Source organism: Arthrobacter sp. 9E16, assembly GCF_002929435.1.
Lineage (GTDB): Bacteria > Actinomycetota > Actinomycetes > Actinomycetales > Micrococcaceae > Arthrobacter_B > Arthrobacter_B sunyaminii.
In genome coordinates, this window is record NZ_PJIU01000002.1 from 934,623 (window position 1) to 951,550 (window position 16,928).

Genomic DNA, 16,928 nt, shown 5'->3' on the forward strand with positions numbered 1-16,928 from the left:
GTCATCCTTCCAGTTGTTGGGTGCCGGCGGGTACGTCAACCGGCTGGGTGCCGGCCGGCACGGGCTCAAGCCGCAGCCGCAGGTCAGCGCCCACCAGCCGCGCGGCACCGCCGTCGGTCTCGTCCCAGCGCCAGCGGGAGGCATCAGAGAGGGTATGCACGCCGAGGTTGGCGAACGCCGGGGTGCCGGCGCCCAGCAGAACCGGCGCGATATAGGCGACCAGTTCGTCCGCAAGTCCGGCGCGCAGGAAGGCACCGGCGACCGTGGCGCCGCCTTCGATCATGAGGTGGCGGACCCCCCGTGCGTACAGTTCCCGGCAGATTTCCGCCGGGTCATGCTCAAACAGCTGGAGGAACCGTCCGTCTGTTCCGCGGATGGCCGCATCATCCGGCACTGGCTGGTGCCCTGCGGCTACCCGCAGCGGCTGCTGAACTGCATCCTCGCCGGCGGCGTTCCGTGCGGTCAGCTGCGGATTGTCCACCAGCACGGTGCCAGTTCCGACGACGACGGCGTCCGCACGGGTGCGGATGGAATGCCCGTCGGTGCGGGCCGCAGTTCCGGTGATCCACTGGCTGGTGCCGTCTTCGGCTGCGGTTCGGCCGTCCAGGCTCTGCGCGGATTTGACCGTCACGAAGGGCCGTTTTTCCTGCGCGGCACGGATCCAGCGGTGATTGAGATCCGTTGATTCGGCTGCCATGAGGCCACCGTCAACGCTCACTCCTGCGGCAGCCAGCGCTGCAGCTCCCCCGGCTGCGTCAGCAGTTGAATCGGCAGCGGCATAGATGACCCGCGAGATGCCGGCATTGATGATTGCCTGGGAACAGGGCCCGGTCCGTCCGGTGTGGTTGCACGGCTCAAGAGTCACCACCATGGTTGCCCCGGTGACGTCTGCTCCGCTGGCGGCGGCGTTGGCGAGGGCATCGGCTTCCGCGTGGGCGGTTCCGGCGCCGCGGTGGAAGCCGCTGCTTAGAACCGCCCCCGCGGAGTCCAGGATCACTGCGCCCACCAGGGGGTTCGCACCGCGGACGCCCTTTCGCGCCAGGTCCAGCGCGAGGTCCATGGCGTTGCGTTCTTCGGCGCTGCGTTCGGCAACGTTGCGTTCGGCAGCACCGCCGTCAGCCGCAGTTTCGCCGTGCAGGCCGGTCACCGCACCACCCTGGGGTCAGGCATCACCGTCTCCACCTCGGGCTTTTCATCCTTCTTGGCTTTGGCCCAGACAAAGAACCCGATCAGGGTAAAGATGCCGTAGAAGACGTACATGAACGCCGTCGCGTAGTAACCGGCACTGAACAGCAGAGGCACGCCCACAATGTCCACGGCCACCCAGATCAGCCAGAACTCCACCCACCCCTTGGCCATGCCGTACGTGGCGAGGAGGGATCCCACAAAGGTCCAGGCATCGGCCCACACCGGCTCATAGGAGCCAAGGCGGGCGAAGACCGGGGTCAGGGCAACGGTTCCGATCAGAAGGGCTGCCACCAGGCCAAGGCGTTCGGTGCCGGATGCCCATTGGGGCGTGACTGCGGTGCCGCCGCCGTTCTTACTCTGCTGCCAGCGGCGCCAGCCGTAGACGGATACGGCGATAAACATGATCTGCCGTCCCGCCTGGCCAAGGAGGGTGGCTGAGTCGGCGTCGCCGAACAGCGAGCCGAGGAAGACGGTGAGCAGAAGAGCGTTGCCGATGATGCCCACCGGCCAGGCCCAGACTTTGCGGCGCATGCCGCCCAGGGCGCTGAGGAGCCCGAAAATATTGCCTACGACCTCGCGTACCAGCAGGGATGAAGATCCCACCGGTACCTGAGCGTCAAAGAGCCACCGCAAAAAATCCATGTCGTTCCTATCCGTGAGCGGCGGCTCCGGGGGTACGACAGTACGGTGCATCGACAGCTGGGTCCCCGCTTGAGGGGACGTTAACCGTCGGTTCAACAAACTGCACGTGCTTCTCCCATCCAGACTTTAACTGTCGGTACTGGAATTTCACCAGTTCAACCGCACCGCTTTTCCCGATGTTCGGGAGCTGCAGTGCGGGTCGCGGACTATAACCGCCGGTTCGGAATTACACCGACCCCGGAGCACGATTGTTAAACACATTCTTACACAACTTAATCAGCTGTGCGTCACTTTTAGATGAAGGTTCAAGTAATATTCGTCACACTATGTGTGGGACGCCGACCGCGTCCCGAACCGTCAGCGTGCTGCAGCCTCGGCGGCGTGGCGCAGCTTGCTGATGGCCTCGTTCGGATCTCCAGCACCGTAAACCGCTGAGCCCGCCACAAACACGTTCGCGCCGGCTTCCGCAGCGCGCTCGATGGTATCAGCGGAAATACCTCCGTCCACCTGGATGGCCAGCGGCAGGTTCGAGCCGCGGACGGCCTCAGCGGCGCGGCGGATCTTCGGCAGCGTAACGTCCAGGAACTTCTGGCCGCCAAAGCCCGGCTCCACGGTCATGATCAGCAGCATGTCCAGCTCGGAGAGCATGTCCAGGTACGGTTCCACCGGGGTAGCCGGGCGCAGCGCCATGCCTGCCTTTGCACCGCGGTCACGAAGGTCCCGCGCCAGCTTGATCGGCGCGTCGGAAGCTTCCACATGGAACGTGACCGATGCCAGTCCCAGTTCCGCGTACAGCGGAGCCCAGCGGTCGGCGTCGGAAATCATCAGGTGCGCGTCCAGGGGCAGCGCGCTGACTTCCTGGATGCGCTGCACCACCGGCAGTCCGATGGTCAGGTTCGGCACAAAATGGTTGTCCATGACGTCCACGTGGACGGCGTCGGCGGTGCTGATCCGCTCCAGCTCGGCCTGGAGGTTGACGAAGTCGGCCGAGAGGATGCTCGGGTTGATGCAGCACTTGCTCATGGTTCTCCTAGTGAACGGTCAGACTTGCGGACAGTCAGGTTAGACCTTGCGGCGGATCAGGGCCAGGAACATCGCATCGGTCTGGTGGATGTGCGGCCACAGCTGCGCGGTGAGCTCGTGACCGGCCTCCAGGTTTCCGGTGAGGCTGGCACTGTCCAGCGCCGCCCCGGCGTCGAGCAGTTCGAGGTCATTGCGCAGGCGCAGCACATCGGCGACGACGGCGGTGGTCTCGGCCGGGTGCGGCGAGCAGGTCACGTAGCCCACCACCCCGCCGGGCTTGACGGCATCGACCGCTGCGGTGAGCAGTTCGCGCTGCAGCGCGCCAAGCTCCCCCACGTCGGTGGGCTTGCGGCGCCAGCGGGATTCCGGCCGGCGGCGCAGGGCACCCAGCCCGGTGCACGGGGCGTCCACCAGGATGCGGTCAAAGGTATCCGGATACTGCTCGGCAATGCTGCGTCCGTCCCCGGTGCGTACGTCCCAGACCTCGCCCGGAACTGCTTCCAGTGCCTGGCGGACCAGCTTGGCGCGGTGGGCTGCCGGTTCGTTGGCCAGCAGGATGGCACCCTTCTCGTTGGCCAGGGCGGCCAGCAAAGCTGCCTTGCCGCCGGGGCCGGCGCAAAGGTCCAGCCACTGCTCGCCGTCGCGGCTGCCGTCGGCGGTTCGGTCGCCAATGTCCACTGCCGCCAGGGCACGTGCCACGAGCTGGGATCCGGCGTCCTGGACGCGCGTGGTTCCGGCTCGGACGGATTCCAGGCGGCCGACATCGCCGGCCGAGTACAGGGCCGAGTCGGCAACCAGCTCGCCGTCCACGGCTCCGGCCTCGCGTGCCTCATCCAACGTGCCCAGGCCGGGCAGAGCCACGAGGTTCACCACCGGGGCGTCGTTGTCCGCCTGCAGCAGGTCGGTGATTTCCTCGACGCTGCGGCCGTGGGCCACCAGGGACTGGCGCAGGGCGCGGACAATCCATTCCGGATGGCTGTGTTCAATGGCAGCGCGCTTGGTCGGGTCAGTTTCGCCGCGGGTCAGTTCCTCGAGCCAGGAGTCCAGGTCGCGTGCTGCAACCTTGCGCAGCACGGCGTTGATGAGTGCTGACGGGCCGGCACCAATGACCGCGCGGGCGAGGCCCACCGTCTGGTCCAGTGCCGCGTGCGCCGGAACGCGCATCGCCAGCAGCTGATGGGCGCCAATCCGCAGGGCGTCCAGAACGGCAGGGTCCAGCCGCTCCAGCGGGCGGTCCACGCACTTGGCCAGGATCGCGTCATAGGTTCCCTGCCCGCGCAGGGCGCCGCAGGCAAGTTCAGTGGCGAACCCGGCGTCCCGCTTGTCCAGGTGGTGCTTGCGGATGCTCTTGGGCAGTACGAGGTTGGCATAGGCGTCATCCTCGGACACGGCGCGGAGCACCTCGAAGGCGACCAGCCGGGCCGGATCCGCGGCACGCGTGCGCTGGCCAGGCGCCTGCTTGGTATAGCTGCGCACGGCGGGACGGCTGCGTTCGTGTCCCTTTTCGTTGCGTGCCTTGTTGCCCTGGGCTGAACGGGCAGAGGGCGTGTTGTTCTGCGGAGTGCTGTTTTGGGGGGTCATTCGAAGACCACGTCCTCACGGTTGGCCAGGCCGCGGGCCCAGTCGGCCCCCGGCATCATTTTCTTGCCGGCGGGCTGCACCTGCGCCAGTTCCAGCCCGGATGAACCGGTGCCGACGACGGCCGCAGCCTGCGCACCGCCGGTGAAGCGGACCTGGCCGGGGGCCAGATCGGTAATGTCAGGGCGCAGCACGGCGGAGCCGATCTTGAATCGCGCTCCGTCCCAGGTGGTCCATGCTCCCGGTTCCGGCGTGACGCCGTTGATCCGGCGGCGGATCGCCAGTGCAGGCTGCTGCCAGTCAATCCGTGCGTCGTCGATCGTGAGCTTGGGTGCGAGCGTGACGTCACCGGACTGCGGTACGGCGTGTGCCGCGCCGGTTTCGATAGCACTGAGCGTCTGTGCGAGCAGCACGGCGCCACTGTGCGAGAGCCGTTCCAGCAGCGCGCCGCTGGTGTCCTCCGGTGACAGGGTTTCGGTCAGCTGCCCGTACACGGGGCCGGTATCCAGCCCCTTTTCCAGCAGGAACGTCGAAGCCCCGGTGACATCGTCGCCGTTGATGACGGCGTGCTGCACGGGGGCGGCGCCGCGCCAGGCGGGAAGCAGGGAAAAGTGCAGATTGATCCAGCCGTGTTCGGGGATGGTCAGTGCACGTTCGGGAATGAGTCCGCCGTAGGCAACGATGGCGGCAACATCCGGATTGGCGGCGCGGATGGCGGCCACGGCGTCGTCGTCGATCTTGGCCGCCCGGATCACCGGCAGGCCCAGTTCCTCGGCCCGGGCAGCAACAGGCGACGGCGTGAGGGTGCGTTTGCGCCCCAGCGGTGCGTCGGGGCGGGTGAGCACGGCAACGACGTCGAAGCCGGCTTCCAGCAGGGCGTTCAGGGAGGGGACGGCGACGGCGGGAGTTCCGGCAAAAAGTACGCGCATGGTCACGGGCTGCTAGGCCTGTCCGCCGTTGCCGAAGGATGCTCCGGCGCCGAAGGCCGAACCGACTGTCTGGGCGCGCTCCGCCGTCGTGCGTCCGGCAATGGCGTCATAGTCTGCCTGGCGGATGGCGCGAAGTGCCTTCTTGCGGTTTTCGCCTTCGAGCCGGTCAATGTAGAGCACGCCGTCCAAATGGTCGGTTTCATGCTGGAAAGCGCGGGCGAGCATGCCCTCGCCTTCGAGCGTCACGGGATTGCCGTCCTTGTCCACACCGGTGACGCGGGTCCAGCGGCTGCGCGAAACGGGATAGCCCAGTCCGGGAATGGAGAGGCAGCCCTCCATCTGGTCTTCCTGGCGGTCATCGCTCAGCTCCAGGACGGGATTGACAACGTGCCCGGACTGGCCGTCAATCCGGTAGGTGAACACCCGGAGGCTGACACCCACCTGGGGCGCGGCAAGGCCGGCGCCGTCAACATCCTTCATGGTTTCTTCCATGTCGGCGACGAGCTTGGCCAGCTCCGGTCCGAAGTCCGTGACCTCCTCAGCGCGGGTCCTCAGGACGGGGTCGCCGATAATCCGGATGTTCAGGATTGCCATCTAGGTTTCGTTCCTTACTGTTACTGCGCATCTGCTAACTGATTGTTGCCCGGAACCAGTCTAGTTGCGCCGGGCGCGTTGCGGCTCCCCCGCGCAACCAGGCGCGGGGGCACGAAGGCACAATGGGTACCCGGTGTGTGTCTGCTGAGGTGCTGCACCCCTTGGCTATACCCCTGCCCCGCTCGCTTAGGTGGACGAAGTTTGGGGAGACCGGACCGCGTGTGCCCCGACCGGCGGCGGCGCAATCGGCAGGAGCGCGCGGCCCGCGCCCGCGACGTCGTACGAGGTTTGCCAAAGCCGGCGCAGCGCACAGAACTTGAACCAGTGCTGCGGAAGGACAGCGGGGTTGGCGCGCATGGGCCGCACTTCAGTTTGCCCGACGGCGACACCGAGCAACAGCGGATCCTCGCCGTAGGCCCACGGCTCCCAGACGCCCTTGCCCGCGTCCACCAGGGATTCCTTCGCCTTCATGCCGGCCACCAGCTGCATGACAACCTTGTCATCCAGCGGTTTGACCTGTCCGTCGCGGTCCGTGTTCTTCGTCTTGTAGTCAATGAGGCAGAGCCGGCCGTTGATGCGCGCCACCAGATCAAGGGTGCCCGCGTAGCCGAGTTCGTCATTCCAGACGGTGATTTCCGGTGCCAGCGGCTCCACCTGGTACAGGTCCCACCACTCATCGAAACGGTCGGCGAACTGATGCTCGCCGTGTTCCAGCAGCGCCGTGCGTGCCGCTTCGAGCTCATGGGGAAGGTCCAGGGCGCGCAGGGAAACCTGCTCACAGTAATAGTGCACGCGCGTTCCGCGTTCAGCCGCCTGGTCCCGGTAACGCTCCGAAGCTCGCGAGGCCTCCTTGACGAGGGAGCGCAGCGCGCCGGGGTTGCCGAGGCTTGCGGGGAGCTTGGGATCCTTCACTACAGCAGTGGCAGCCATGTGGCTGTGCCAGCCGTCCAGCGAGGTGGAACCCTGCGCGATCACGGTAGTGATGGACGGTACCGTAGGCGGTTCGGAGAGGGACCGGGAGTACATCCGCCCGAATTCTGTTGAATGTGCCAGAGCTGGTTCAGTCATATCTTCAGTTTGCCATCTCGCACTGACAGAGTTTGCGGGACCCTCCGCAGGAGCAGGAACCGCACTCCGGGTCCGGATTCAGAGCGACGTCCGACCCACTGCCCCCCGGCCATAAAGCGTCCGCATACAACGCGTCCACATACAACAATGGAGGCCCCTGGGGACCTCCATTGTTATTTGGTGGGCGATACTGGGTTCGAACCAGTGACCTCTTCGGTGTGAACGAAGCGCGCTACCACTGCGCCAATCGCCCCCAAGCCGCGTGTTGTTTTCACAACCGCAACGTCTAAAGATGCTAGCCCAGATCGGAGCTGGCGCCAAACCGGCACTCGGTGGCCAGACAACGACGGCGCTTGATGCGGGCAAGGTTACTCCGTTCCCCCGGCGCAGAACGTGTACCCTCCCCCGGGATCCCCCAATGCGAGGGCACCGGCGGCCGCCCTGGCCCAGGCGACCTTAGTCCACACAGATCTGCGTCACGTACCCGCGGAGATCTTCGTCCCGCACACTGCGGGCCGGCGTTCCGTAGCTTCGGACATCCGCCGGTACCGATGATGACGCCCGAAAAGCGCCGTCGTCGTACTGCCGTACGGGGGCAGGCCGCCCCCCCCCCCCCCTACTCACCCGCTAACGCCAGTCTCTGCCGGAGCATTCGATGGCCACACACCATCCACCCATAGCCCCCACCTGCGATAACGCCGTGAATCGGATCCGGGCGCTGCAACCACATAAAACCGGCCCGATTGGACGAACTCCAAATAGTCCTATAGAGTTTTTCTTCGTTGGAAAGCGGGAGTTCGCCGCGAAAAGCGAAAGCGATTCGAGGTCTAATACTCCCACTTTTACAGCATGCGGACGTAGCTCAGCTGGCTAGAGCACCACCTTGCCAAGGTGGATGTCGCGGGTTCGAATCCCGTCGTCCGCTCGCAAGTCCCTGTACAAACCGGTTGATTCTAACTGGTCGGCCTATGCTTACGCAGCGGTCACGGTGGGGTGGCCGAGAGGCGAGGCAGCGGCCTGCAAAGCCGTATACGCGGGTTCGAATCCCGTCCCCACCTCCACAGAGGACTTGCAAGCCCTTTGGGCGCGATTGGCGCAGCGGTAGCGCGCTTCCCTGACACGGAAGAGGTCACTGGTTCGATCCCAGTATCGCGCACTACAGTTTGGCGTTTTGGCGCACAACTGTGTTTTTGCGGACGTAGCTCAGCTGGCTAGAGCACCACCTTGCCAAGGTGGATGTCGCGGGTTCGAATCCCGTCGTCCGCTCTCTTGACTGCATCGAATCTTCTTTGGGAGATTTGGTGCTTCAAGCGCGATTGGCGCAGCGGTAGCGCGCTTCCCTGACACGGAAGAGGTCACTGGTTCGATCCCAGTATCGCGCACGGACAACTTCGGTTGTCTTGATTTGCGGACGTAGCTCAGCTGGCTAGAGCACCACCTTGCCAAGGTGGATGTCGCGGGTTCGAATCCCGTCGTCCGCTCGCACAGTTGCTCTACGGAGCGGTGTTTGAAGGAGCAGGCCATTGAATTGGTCTGCTCCTTCTGCGTTTAAGCTGTTGGGTTTCCCCCTTGATGGCGGCAGCGGATTTGTACAGTCGGCACGACGACGGCCCTGGCTCGGGATGCGACCGCAGCTTTCCGGCCGTCCTGGTTACTCCCCCTGTCCTGCTCATCCGGTTCCCTCCCCTGGCGATCCCGCCCTCCTTCCACGGCCCTATCCTCCTCCACAGATGCCGATCGACGCTCCGTGGCCGCCTCTTTTCCACAAACTCGAATATGTGTTCGAAGGTGCGGACTGATACTGAGAATCTTGGTCTATGGAAGAGGATCTGAAAGACCGCACCACAGGAGCTGCATCTGCTGCCCCGGAGGACCAAGCACAGACCTGGTCAGGCCCAGGTGAGACCCACCCCTCCTTTTCGGCAGGCCAGGCAAGCCGGCCGATCCCGGCACTGAGCAGTCTGGTTCCCGCTGCGCAGCGTATTGTCCGCGATCTCGACGAACGGATTCCCTTCCTGTCATCAGCGGAACTGGTCACCGTCGCGTCTGACGTTGAGTCACTGTCACGACTTGTCGACCATCTTCAGATCGTCGCCGCCGCTGCCCTCGAACGCGCACGGATATCATCCGTCACAACTGATTCATGGGCCCTCCCGTCCGGGCAAGTCCAGCAGGAATTCAAGAACACGGCAGAGTACCTGCGTCACCGCCTTCGGATCAGTCGGCGAGAAGCCTGGAGGCGCATTCGCCTGGGTTCTTCGCTCACTTCCTCAACAAGCATTTCCGGGGAAACCCTCGAGCCGGAGTTACCGGTGGTGGCCGAATGGGCCGGGCAGGGCCTGTTGGCAGGCGAAGCTGCACAAGTGATCAGCATGGCTATGAAGCGCGTACAGGGCTGCGGAACCCGTGAGGATCGTGCGGCCATGGAGGCAGCATTGACTGACGTGGCAGCCAGCCAGGACCAGGACGTTCTCAACGTAGTGGCCCAAGCCTGGATCAATCATCTCGATCCCGACGGAACAGAGCCGTCCGAGCAGCAAAAAGCCGAGTTGCAGGGATTGTTTATCCGCCGGAGATACCGCGGGCTGCACCGAATAGACATATTTGCCACAGAGGACCAATTTGAAACCCTTATGACAGCGCTGGCGCCGGAGGCCAATCCGCGAGTCGACGCCGCCAAGGCCGCTGAGGGCTCCTGCATGGACCTGGAAGGCAAGCGACGTGCAGTCCCGGCTGATCCCCGCAGCTACCCGCAGAAGCGCCTGGACGGACTTGTAAGCTCGTGCCGGTTGGCTCTGTTGTCCGGCAGGCTTCCCGCCAGCGGGGGATCCAAACCGCAGGTCTTGGCTGTCATTGCCTACGACCAGCTAAGCGACCGCTTGACGGCCGCCGGGGCGGGAAGCTCCAAGGCCGCCGGGAAAAATCCGGATAGAACTCCCGAAAACGGAATGCTGGCGTTCGCCGGACCTGTTCCGGCTCGTCAGATACGCCGCATCGCCTGCGACGCGGACATCATCCCCGTAGTCCTTAGCGGTGAGGGCCGCGTTCTGGACGTTGGTGCCGCGGCCCGCTACTTTCCGCCGCATCTTCGGAAGGCACTGATTGCCAGAGACCGCGGATGTGCTTTCCCAGGCTGCACCGCGCCTGCCCCATGGTGCGAGGCACACCACATCGAATATCACTCTCATGGCGGAGCCACGAGCACGGACAACGGCGTCCTGCTGTGCGGGTTCCACCACCACCTCATCCACCGGGAGAAATGGCGGGTGGGGGTCCGGCGCGGTGTCCCCGGGTTCGTGCCACCCACCTATGTGGATCCCTATCAAGCTCCCCTCAGAAACACCTACTTTCATCCGCTCCGGCCACCACGGTCAAGTGCATGAAACAGAATCCAAAAAATCAGAAAGCCCCACTCCTTGGTCCTTATAGTCAGCGGGCTTATCATTGACGGTGAACGGGAAACGTATGGTTTCCCCTGCGAAAGGAGGTGGTCCGTGTCTATATTTGACGGGCTCAAGGGCAAGGCCGGAGAGCTGAAGGGCAAGGCTACCGAGCTTGTGGGTGAAAACGCCGACAAGATCAAGGGCGGCATCGGTCACGCGGGGAAATTCGTCGACGAGAAGACCGGCGGGAAGTACTCGGACAAGATCGACGGCTTCCAGAGCAAGGCCTCGGAAGCGGTAGACAAGGTCGACCGCAATCAGGGGCCCGCCACGGGAACCGAACCCGGACCGACTCCTCCGGCCGTATAAGCTTCAGAGCACGACAAAAAAGGACCTGGCTCCGCCTCTTTCGGCGGGACCAGGTCCTTCGTCTTTATGGAGCAGTCTCCGGGCTCCCGGCGGCCGGAGTTTTCCTGCCGGCCGGGTGTCCTTCCAGCCGGCAGGGATTCTTCAGGCAGGAATTCTTCAGGCCGGCAGCTAAGCAGCTTCTCCGGTCTGCCCTTCGCGCGCCAGCGCCGTAAGCCGCGAAACCGCACGGAAGTACTTCTTCATATATCCGCCGTTCATCATTTCCTCGGTGAAGAGCTGATCAAACGGAACACCACTGGCGAGGATCGGAACATCCTTGTCGTACAGCCGGTCAGCCAGCACCACAAAACGCAGGGCCACGGACTGCTCGGTGATGGTGGTGACGTTGTGCCAGGCAACAGCGTCCACCCCGTCGATGAGCTGACGGTAGCGGCTCGGGTGGACGGTGGAGAGGTGGTTGATGAGGGTGGCGAATTCGTCGTCGGCAACAATTTTGCCGCTGAACTCTTCAGCCACCCGGTCGTTAAGGTCAGCCTCACTCACGGGGTCTGGAGACTGGGGCAGTCCGCGGTGGCGGTAGTCTTCACCGTCAATGCGCACGACGTCGAACTGGTCGGCAAGGACCTGGATCTCACGCTGGAAATCGACCGCAGCGAAACGCCCCTCACCGAGAGAACCGGGCAGGGTGTTGGACGTAGCGGCAAGCTTGACGCCGGCGTCGGCCAGTTCCCGCATCAGGCGGGACATCAGGACCGTGTCCCCCGGATCATCGAGTTCGAATTCATCGATGCAGACGAGCTTGTACTCGCTCAGGGCTTCAACGGTTTTGCGGAACGAGAGGGCCCCCACCAGGTTCGTGTACTCCACGAAGGTTCCAAAAGCTTTTGGCCCCTCAACGGCGTGCCACAGTGAGGCCAGCAGGTGTGTTTTGCCGACACCGAAACCGCCGTCGAGGTAGAAACCGGCCTTGGAGTCAGGCTTTCTTGCACCAAAGAGCTTGCGCAGGCCGGTGGGTTCGGGCACGTCGACGGCGACGGCGAAGTCCCGCATGGCGCTGACGGCCTTGGCCTGTGACGGCTGCGCGGGGTCAGGACGGTAGCTGTCGAAGGAAACTTCACCGAACCGGGGCGAGGGGAAAAAACCCTTCAGAAGTTCGTCGGTCGAGACCTGGGGAGTCCGCTCTGCAAGGTGCTCCACTTGTGCCACTGTGCGCAATTTCCGTCCATCCGATGTTATTAGCCGTCATATTGGGTCCCACGGTAATGCGGCCAGTGGTACCAAGCCCGCCGCCGGCAAAATGCCGCCGTTGCAACGATACGCCAACAGGGCGTCTTCGGCCGTTACAGACCCCCTGTTTCGGCGGCCGGCAAGACGCCGGTCCAGCTGCAGGAAGTTTTCGTCCGCCCATATCGTTAGGCTAGAGGTAAGCCCGTGCCGCCGCTTTCGCGTCCGGCAGCAATCATTTAATCCGAAAGAGGCCGCGCGCATGTCGATTGCCCCTGACACCGCTTCCAAGTTTTCCGAATATGCCCATCCCGAGCGCCTTGTTTCCACGCAGTGGCTGGCCGAGAACTTGGACGCCGCCGGCTTGGTGGTCCTTGAATCCAACGAGGACATCCTGCTGTATGAAACGGGCCATATCCCGGGCGCACGGAAAATCGACTGGCACACCGACCTCAACGATGCCGATACGCGTGATTTCGTCGACGGCGAAGCGTTCGCGAAGCTGATGTCCCGCAAGGGCATCACCCGTGACTCCACCGTGGTGATTTACGGGGACAAGAGCAACTGGTGGGCCGCCTACGCGCTGTGGGTCTTCACCCTCTTTGGCCATGAGGATGTCCGGCTGCTCGACGGCGGCCGGGATAAGTGGGTTGCCGAAGGCCGCCCCATGACCACTGACAAGGTGGTTGTTGACACCACGGATTACCCGGTGGTGGAACGCAACGACGAGAAGATCCGTGCCTTCCTGCCCGACGTCGTCGGCCACCTGGGCAAAGGGCCGCTGATCGATGTGCGCTCCCCCGCCGAATACACGGGCGAACGTACCCACATGCCCGATTACATGGATGAGGGTGCCATGAAGGGCGGCCACATCCCCACCGCAAAGTCGGTGCCGTGGGGCAAGGCTGCCGCCGAAGACGGAACCTTCCGCACGCGCGAAGAACTGGAGGCGCTTTACAAGGAAGGTGCCGGGCTGAAGGAGGGCGATGACGTCGTGGCCTACTGCCGCATCGGTGAGCGTTCCAGCCACACGTGGTTTGTGCTGAAGCACCTGCTTGGATTCGACTCCGTCCGCAACTACGACGGTTCCTGGACCGAGTGGGGCAACGCAGTACGCGTCCCCATCGCCCGCGGCGAAGAGCCCGGCAGCGCTCCCCGCTGATCCGTCCTCACCCCGCTGATCCGTCCTCACCCCGCTGATCCCACCCCTTAGAACGCAGAGAGATTAACACCCCATGAGCGTCACCCCCGAAACCGCCGTCCCGGATCAGCTTGCTGAGATTGTTGACGACTTCCAGGCCCTTGAGGAAGCTGAGCGGCTGGAGCTGCTGCTGGAATTCTCCCGCAGCCTCCCGGAGCTTCCCGCCGAAATCGCCGACAGGCCGGAGCTGATGGAACAGGTTGTCGAGTGCCAGTCGCCGGTGTTTCTCAGCCTTGACGTGGACGACTCCCCTGACCATTTGGTGTCCCTGTTCTTCAAGGCACCGCCGGAGGCTCCCACCACCCGGGGCTTCGCCAGTGTGCTCTATGAGGGCCTGAATGGTCTGCCCGCGCAGCAGATTCTGGCCGTCCCGGCGGATGTTCCTGACCGTCTTGGCCTCACTCGCGCCATCACACCGCTGCGCATGCGCGGCATGTCAGCCATGCTGGGACGTATCAAGCGCCGTCTGGCCGAGCACGAAAAACTGAACCAGGGGTAGCCGGCCCGCCGGCACCACTCGCCAGCAGCGCGGTTCGCACAGGAAAGGCCGGAGACATGGCAGGCAATCGGGACAAGCACTCGGGCAAGCACCCGGATAAACACGCGGGCAATCATCCGGGCAAGGGCGCGACGCCGGCCACGCGGCTGCTGGACGAAGCCAAAGTTCCGTACACGGTCCGCCACTATGAGCATGACGACGGAGCCCCCTCCTATGGTTTGGAAGCAGCGGAGAAACTGGAGCTGCCGCCGGAGGCCGTTTACAAAACGCTGATGGTGGATCTGGGCGGCCGGCTGGGCGTTGCCATGGTTCCGGTTGCCCAGAACCTCGACCTGAAGAAGTTCGCCGCGCTGATGGGTGCGCGCAAAGCCGTAATGGCAGACCGGCACGAGGCGGAGAGGCGCACCGGCTACGTGGTGGGAGGAATTTCGCCGCTGGGGCAGAAACGACCCTCTCCAGCGGGAATCGACAACCGCGTGGAACTGCTGGACACCGTTTATGTTTCCGGCGGACGGCGTGGACTGCAGATCGGGCTCTCGCCCTTTGACCTCATCCGGCTCACCTCCGCCCTCACGGCGCCCATAGCGGCTACGCCGGCGTAAGGCTCTTAACCCCGTTCCTCCGCACGGCGCACAGCCGGATGCCGGGTACGGCCCAGGATGTTGTTGAGCCATACCGACACGGTGGTTTCCCAGCGCTCGGGATCCACGTTGTACTCCTTGGTGTGGCCGGCCTTGGAAAAGCGCTCAAACGTGACCACTCCGGGATTCTTCTCGGCCAGCTCCGCAGACGGGCCGCAGGGAACAAACTCGTCGTCCTCGCTGTGCAGAATCAGTGTGGGAATCCGGAGCTCGTCCGCCCGGGAAACCCAGTCCATGCTCTTGAGGTCCAGCGGTGCGGCAAGACCTGTCAGCGCCCGGCCTGCCGTATTGGAGATCAGCCACTGGCCCAGCCGTCCGGCCTGCGCCGGGATTCGGTTGAGACGGGCATGGTGGGCCAGCACGTCAACCCAGTTGATCACCGGACCGTCCAGTACCAGAGCGCGGATATGCCGGCTCAACGGAGAACGGTCGGCGGCCTGCAGGCTGATGGCTCCTCCCATCGACCACCCGAACAAAACCACGTCCTTGGCACCGTGGTCCAGGGCGTAACGGATGGCGGCTTCGACGTCATGCCACTCTGTCAGGCCCAGGCCGTACCGGCCGTCGGACGCAAAGGGCGCTTCGCCGTCATTCCGGTAGGAAATGAGCAGGCTCGTCAGGCCGGCCGCACGGGCGGTGCGCACTGCGCGCAGGCATTCGGTCCGCTGCGCGCCGCGGCCGTGCACCATGATGGCCCAGGTGGCGGCTTCCTGATCAGCCCGGACCAGCCAGGCCGGTGCCATGCCCCCGTCCACGGGAACCAGGACTTCCTCCTCGGCCAGGCCGACGGCGGAAGGCGAGGGATAGATGGCCCCGCTCCACCAGCCCCGCACGGCTTTGGCAAGATCTCCGCTGTAGATTTCTTCGACGTCGCGCTGGACGGTTCCTTCGCGCGGCACGTAGGAACGGATGGTGCCTATCCGCGCGTGGCCCTCACCGCCGTCGAAATACAGGCTGTAGGTTCCGTCCACCGTGGTGTCCTCATTGGCCGGCAGAATGATCTGCTTGCCGTGCTCCGAATCAAACACGGCCAGGATCTCCAGATTGGCGTCCCGGGTGCGGCGAGGGGTGACCACCTGCCGGGCGAAATAGACACCAAGGCCCGACGTCGCGGCGAAAAGTGCCGTGGTTGCAGCCGCGCCCACCCCGGCACCGAATGCCGTCCACTTGATCCACGGGGCGGAAATTCCGGTTGGAGGTGCAGGAACGTCGGAGACAGCCGGGAACGAAAGGGCGGGGATCGAGATAGGCATACATCCATTCTTACCGATGCTTCCCCGTGCCGCTGCGCACCCATGCCGCGGAACGGCCAAATGTCGCTGGCGCCACACCGTCGTGCCTAAAGCAGCTGCAAAATGCCGGAAAACCTCCCGGCGCTCATCGGGCCGCGACCGGTTGCTTTCCTGGCCCGCCAATTTTCACCTTGGCCTCGGATGCAACTGGTGAGGACAGGCACTACGCTCCGCAGTATCCATAAACCGGTCCCACCAAGCAGGGAGCCACCCATGAGCACCAACCGCCTGCCACCCATTCCCGTCATTGACGGGCACAATGATTTTCCCTGGACGGCACGCACTGCGCGCGGATACTCCGTGGAGGGAATGGAAGAGGACAAGCTCAGCCTGCACACCGATATTCCGGCCCTCCGGAACGGCGGTGTTGCGGGACAGTTCTGGTCGGTGTGGGTTCACAGCGCCATCGAAGGTGCCGACTCGGTCCAGGCGACGCTGGAACAGATCGACTTTGTGCACCGCATGGCTGCCCGGTATCCCGAAACGTTTCGTCTCGCGTCTACGGCAGACGACGTCCGCCGGAGCATGAAGGACGGCCTCATTGCCTCGTTGATCGGGGTCGAAGGCGGCGGCCAGATCAACGGTTCACTCGCCGTGCTGCGCAGTTATGCGCGCCTGGGTGCCCGCTACATGACTCTGACATGGACCTCCAGCAGCAGCTGGGCCGATTCTGCCACCGGCGACCCGGTCAACAACGGGCTCACCGGATTCGGCCGGGAAGTGATTGCCGAAATGAACCGGATCGGCATGCTGGTGGATCTGGCCCACACCTCCGTCAAGACTATGCACGATGCCTTGGACGTCTCGACCAGGCCCGTCATCAACAGCCATGCCGGAGCCTATGCAGTCAATCCCCATCCGCGCAACGTTCCCGACGACGTGATCCGGCGCGTGGCAGAGACCGGTGGTGTTCACATGGTCACCTTCGTGCCGTCGTTTATGAGTGCGGAACGCAGTGCCTGGTCGATAGGCGGCAAGGAGGGCCCGATGCCGCCGGTGGATGTCCGTGCCGTCGCAGACCATGTTGACCATGTGCGGTCCGTCGCCGGCATCGACGGCGTTGGTCTTGGCGGGGACTTCGACGGCTCGGATGTGATGCCGGAAGGACTGGACACGGTTGCCGGTTATCCGAACCTCTTCGCTGAACTTTCACGCCGCGGCTGGCATAACGATGACCTCAACAAACTTGCCTCTGAAAACATCCTGCGGGTCCTCGAAAGTGCAGATGAGGACTACCGCTCTTTCCTGCAGACCGGAGCCGGCGCCGGATGACTGCAGAGTGTCAGGAGTCCCCGGC

15 protein-coding genes, 7 tRNA genes and 1 riboswitch are annotated in these 16,928 nt (G+C 64.1%); of the genes, 12 read left to right on the forward strand and 10 right to left on the reverse strand.

From position 1 onward, the window contains the following. Nucleotide 1: 1 nt before the first annotated feature. The 8 genes from ribD to CXR00_RS11115 form a co-directional block, all read right to left on the reverse strand. The gene (gene ribD / locus CXR00_RS11080) at nt 2–1,147 is read right to left on the reverse strand and encodes a bifunctional diaminohydroxyphosphoribosylaminopyrimidine deaminase/5-amino-6-(5-phosphoribosylamino)uracil reductase RibD (RefSeq protein WP_258060385.1); all 1,146 of its coding nucleotides are present in this window, start codon (nt 1,145–1,147) and stop codon (nt 2–4) included. After that, the gene (gene pnuC, locus CXR00_RS11085; RefSeq protein WP_104054537.1) at nt 1,144–1,830 is read right to left on the reverse strand and encodes a nicotinamide riboside transporter PnuC; all 687 of its coding nucleotides are present in this window, start codon (nt 1,828–1,830) and stop codon (nt 1,144–1,146) included. The genes ribD and pnuC overlap by 4 nt, the downstream gene beginning before the upstream one ends. A gap of 103 nt (nt 1,831–1,933) precedes the next feature. Then, nucleotides 1,934–2,079: riboswitch (FMN riboswitch) on the reverse strand. 108 nt (nt 2,080–2,187) lie between these two features. Then, on the reverse strand, nt 2,188–2,853 hold the full coding sequence (gene rpe, locus CXR00_RS11090) for a ribulose-phosphate 3-epimerase (RefSeq protein WP_104054538.1): 666 nt from the start codon (nt 2,851–2,853) through the stop codon (nt 2,188–2,190). Nucleotides 2,854–2,892: 39 nt separating this feature from the next. Then, on the reverse strand, nt 2,893–4,434 hold the full coding sequence (locus CXR00_RS11095) for an RsmB/NOP family class I SAM-dependent RNA methyltransferase (protein WP_104054539.1): 1,542 nt from the start codon (nt 4,432–4,434) through the stop codon (nt 2,893–2,895). Then, entirely contained in the window at nt 4,431–5,360 is a 930-nt protein-coding gene (fmt, locus tag CXR00_RS11100) for a methionyl-tRNA formyltransferase (RefSeq protein WP_104054865.1), read from the reverse strand. The genes CXR00_RS11095 and fmt overlap by 4 nt, the downstream gene beginning before the upstream one ends. A 12-nt stretch (nt 5,361–5,372) precedes the next feature. Beyond that, complete coding sequence (gene def / locus CXR00_RS11105) at nt 5,373–5,954, reverse strand: peptide deformylase (RefSeq protein ID WP_104054540.1); 582 nt, start codon at nt 5,952–5,954, stop codon at nt 5,373–5,375. A gap of 186 nt (nt 5,955–6,140) precedes the next feature. Then, nucleotides 6,141–7,022, reverse strand: a complete 882-nt coding sequence (locus CXR00_RS11110; RefSeq protein ID WP_104054541.1) for a cytochrome — start codon at nt 7,020–7,022, stop codon at nt 6,141–6,143. A 178-nt stretch (nt 7,023–7,200) separates the two neighbouring features. Then, a tRNA-Val gene (locus tag CXR00_RS11115) sits at nt 7,201–7,275 on the reverse strand. A gap of 598 nt (nt 7,276–7,873) precedes the next feature. Here CXR00_RS11115 and CXR00_RS11120 point away from each other — a divergent pair. From CXR00_RS11120 to CXR00_RS11155, 8 genes are all read left to right on the forward strand, one after another. Next, nucleotides 7,874–7,947: transfer RNA gene (locus tag CXR00_RS11120), tRNA-Gly, on the forward strand. 62 nt (nt 7,948–8,009) lie between these two features. Beyond that, a tRNA-Cys gene (locus CXR00_RS11125) sits at nt 8,010–8,083 on the forward strand. Between the two features lie 23 nt (nt 8,084–8,106). Next, a tRNA-Val gene (locus tag CXR00_RS11130) sits at nt 8,107–8,178 on the forward strand. 36 nt (nt 8,179–8,214) lie between these two features. Next, nucleotides 8,215–8,288: transfer RNA gene (locus CXR00_RS11135), tRNA-Gly, on the forward strand. A gap of 44 nt (nt 8,289–8,332) precedes the next feature. After that, a tRNA-Val gene (locus CXR00_RS11140) sits at nt 8,333–8,404 on the forward strand. Between the two features lie 25 nt (nt 8,405–8,429). Next, nucleotides 8,430–8,503: transfer RNA gene (locus CXR00_RS11145), tRNA-Gly, on the forward strand. A 336-nt stretch (nt 8,504–8,839) separates the two neighbouring features. Beyond that, entirely contained in the window at nt 8,840–10,405 is a 1,566-nt protein-coding gene (locus CXR00_RS11150) for an HNH endonuclease signature motif containing protein (protein WP_104054542.1), read from the forward strand. 111 nt (nt 10,406–10,516) lie between these two features. After that, nucleotides 10,517–10,774 carry an antitoxin gene (locus CXR00_RS11155; RefSeq protein ID WP_104054543.1) on the forward strand — a complete coding sequence of 86 codons (258 nt, stop codon included), beginning with the start codon at nt 10,517–10,519 and terminating at the stop codon, nt 10,772–10,774. 168 nt (nt 10,775–10,942) lie between these two features. Here the strand turns inward: CXR00_RS11155 and zapE are convergent, their stop codons facing one another. Next, complete coding sequence (gene zapE, locus CXR00_RS11160; RefSeq protein WP_104054544.1) at nt 10,943–11,980, reverse strand: cell division protein ZapE; 1,038 nt, start codon at nt 11,978–11,980, stop codon at nt 10,943–10,945. Nucleotides 11,981–12,260: 280 nt separating this feature from the next. Between zapE and CXR00_RS11165 the strand changes: the two genes are divergently transcribed. The 3 genes from CXR00_RS11165 (at nt 12,261) to ybaK (ending at nt 14,300) form a co-directional block, all read left to right on the forward strand. Further along, the gene (locus tag CXR00_RS11165) at nt 12,261–13,160 is read left to right on the forward strand and encodes a sulfurtransferase (RefSeq protein WP_104054545.1); all 900 of its coding nucleotides are present in this window, start codon (nt 12,261–12,263) and stop codon (nt 13,158–13,160) included. Nucleotides 13,161–13,233: 73 nt separating this feature from the next. Then, nucleotides 13,234–13,698, forward strand: a complete 465-nt coding sequence (locus tag CXR00_RS11170) for a SufE family protein (RefSeq protein WP_104054546.1) — start codon at nt 13,234–13,236, stop codon at nt 13,696–13,698. 56 nt (nt 13,699–13,754) lie between these two features. Then, the gene (gene ybaK / locus CXR00_RS11175) at nt 13,755–14,300 is read left to right on the forward strand and encodes a Cys-tRNA(Pro) deacylase (RefSeq protein WP_104054547.1); all 546 of its coding nucleotides are present in this window, start codon (nt 13,755–13,757) and stop codon (nt 14,298–14,300) included. A 5-nt stretch (nt 14,301–14,305) separates the two neighbouring features. Here the strand turns inward: ybaK and CXR00_RS11180 are convergent, their stop codons facing one another. Then, entirely contained in the window at nt 14,306–15,592 is a 1,287-nt protein-coding gene (locus CXR00_RS11180; RefSeq protein WP_104054548.1) for a S9 family peptidase, read from the reverse strand. A 252-nt stretch (nt 15,593–15,844) separates the two neighbouring features. On the opposite strand from CXR00_RS11180, the gene CXR00_RS11185 reads away from it, so the two are divergent. Continuing rightward, nucleotides 15,845–16,903 carry a dipeptidase gene (locus CXR00_RS11185; protein ID WP_104054549.1) on the forward strand — a complete coding sequence of 353 codons (1,059 nt, stop codon included), beginning with the start codon at nt 15,845–15,847 and terminating at the stop codon, nt 16,901–16,903. The last annotated feature ends 25 nt before the right edge of the window (nt 16,904–16,928 follow it).

Coding starts and splice junctions, on each gene's coding strand:
- rpe (WP_104054538.1), bottom strand. CDS start 2,853: ATGAGCAAGTGCTGCATCAACCCGAGCATCCTCTCGGCCGACTTCGTC.
- CXR00_RS11165 (WP_104054545.1), top strand. CDS start 12,261: ATGTCGATTGCCCCTGACACCGCTTCCAAGTTTTCCGAATATGCCCAT.
- pnuC (WP_104054537.1), bottom strand. CDS start 1,830: ATGGATTTTTTGCGGTGGCTCTTTGACGCTCAGGTACCGGTGGGATCT.
- CXR00_RS11170 (WP_104054546.1), top strand. CDS start 13,234: ATGAGCGTCACCCCCGAAACCGCCGTCCCGGATCAGCTTGCTGAGATT.
- fmt (WP_104054865.1), bottom strand. CDS start 5,360: ATGCGCGTACTTTTTGCCGGAACTCCCGCCGTCGCCGTCCCCTCCCTG.
- CXR00_RS11150 (WP_104054542.1), top strand. CDS start 8,840: ATGGAAGAGGATCTGAAAGACCGCACCACAGGAGCTGCATCTGCTGCC.
- ybaK (WP_104054547.1), top strand. CDS start 13,755: ATGGCAGGCAATCGGGACAAGCACTCGGGCAAGCACCCGGATAAACAC.
- CXR00_RS11180 (WP_104054548.1), bottom strand. CDS start 15,592: ATGCCTATCTCGATCCCCGCCCTTTCGTTCCCGGCTGTCTCCGACGTT.
- CXR00_RS11185 (WP_104054549.1), top strand. CDS start 15,845: ATGAGCACCAACCGCCTGCCACCCATTCCCGTCATTGACGGGCACAAT.
- CXR00_RS11095 (WP_104054539.1), bottom strand. CDS start 4,434: ATGACCCCCCAAAACAGCACTCCGCAGAACAACACGCCCTCTGCCCGT.
- CXR00_RS11110 (WP_104054541.1), bottom strand. CDS start 7,022: ATGACTGAACCAGCTCTGGCACATTCAACAGAATTCGGGCGGATGTAC.
- def (WP_104054540.1), bottom strand. CDS start 5,954: ATGGCAATCCTGAACATCCGGATTATCGGCGACCCCGTCCTGAGGACC.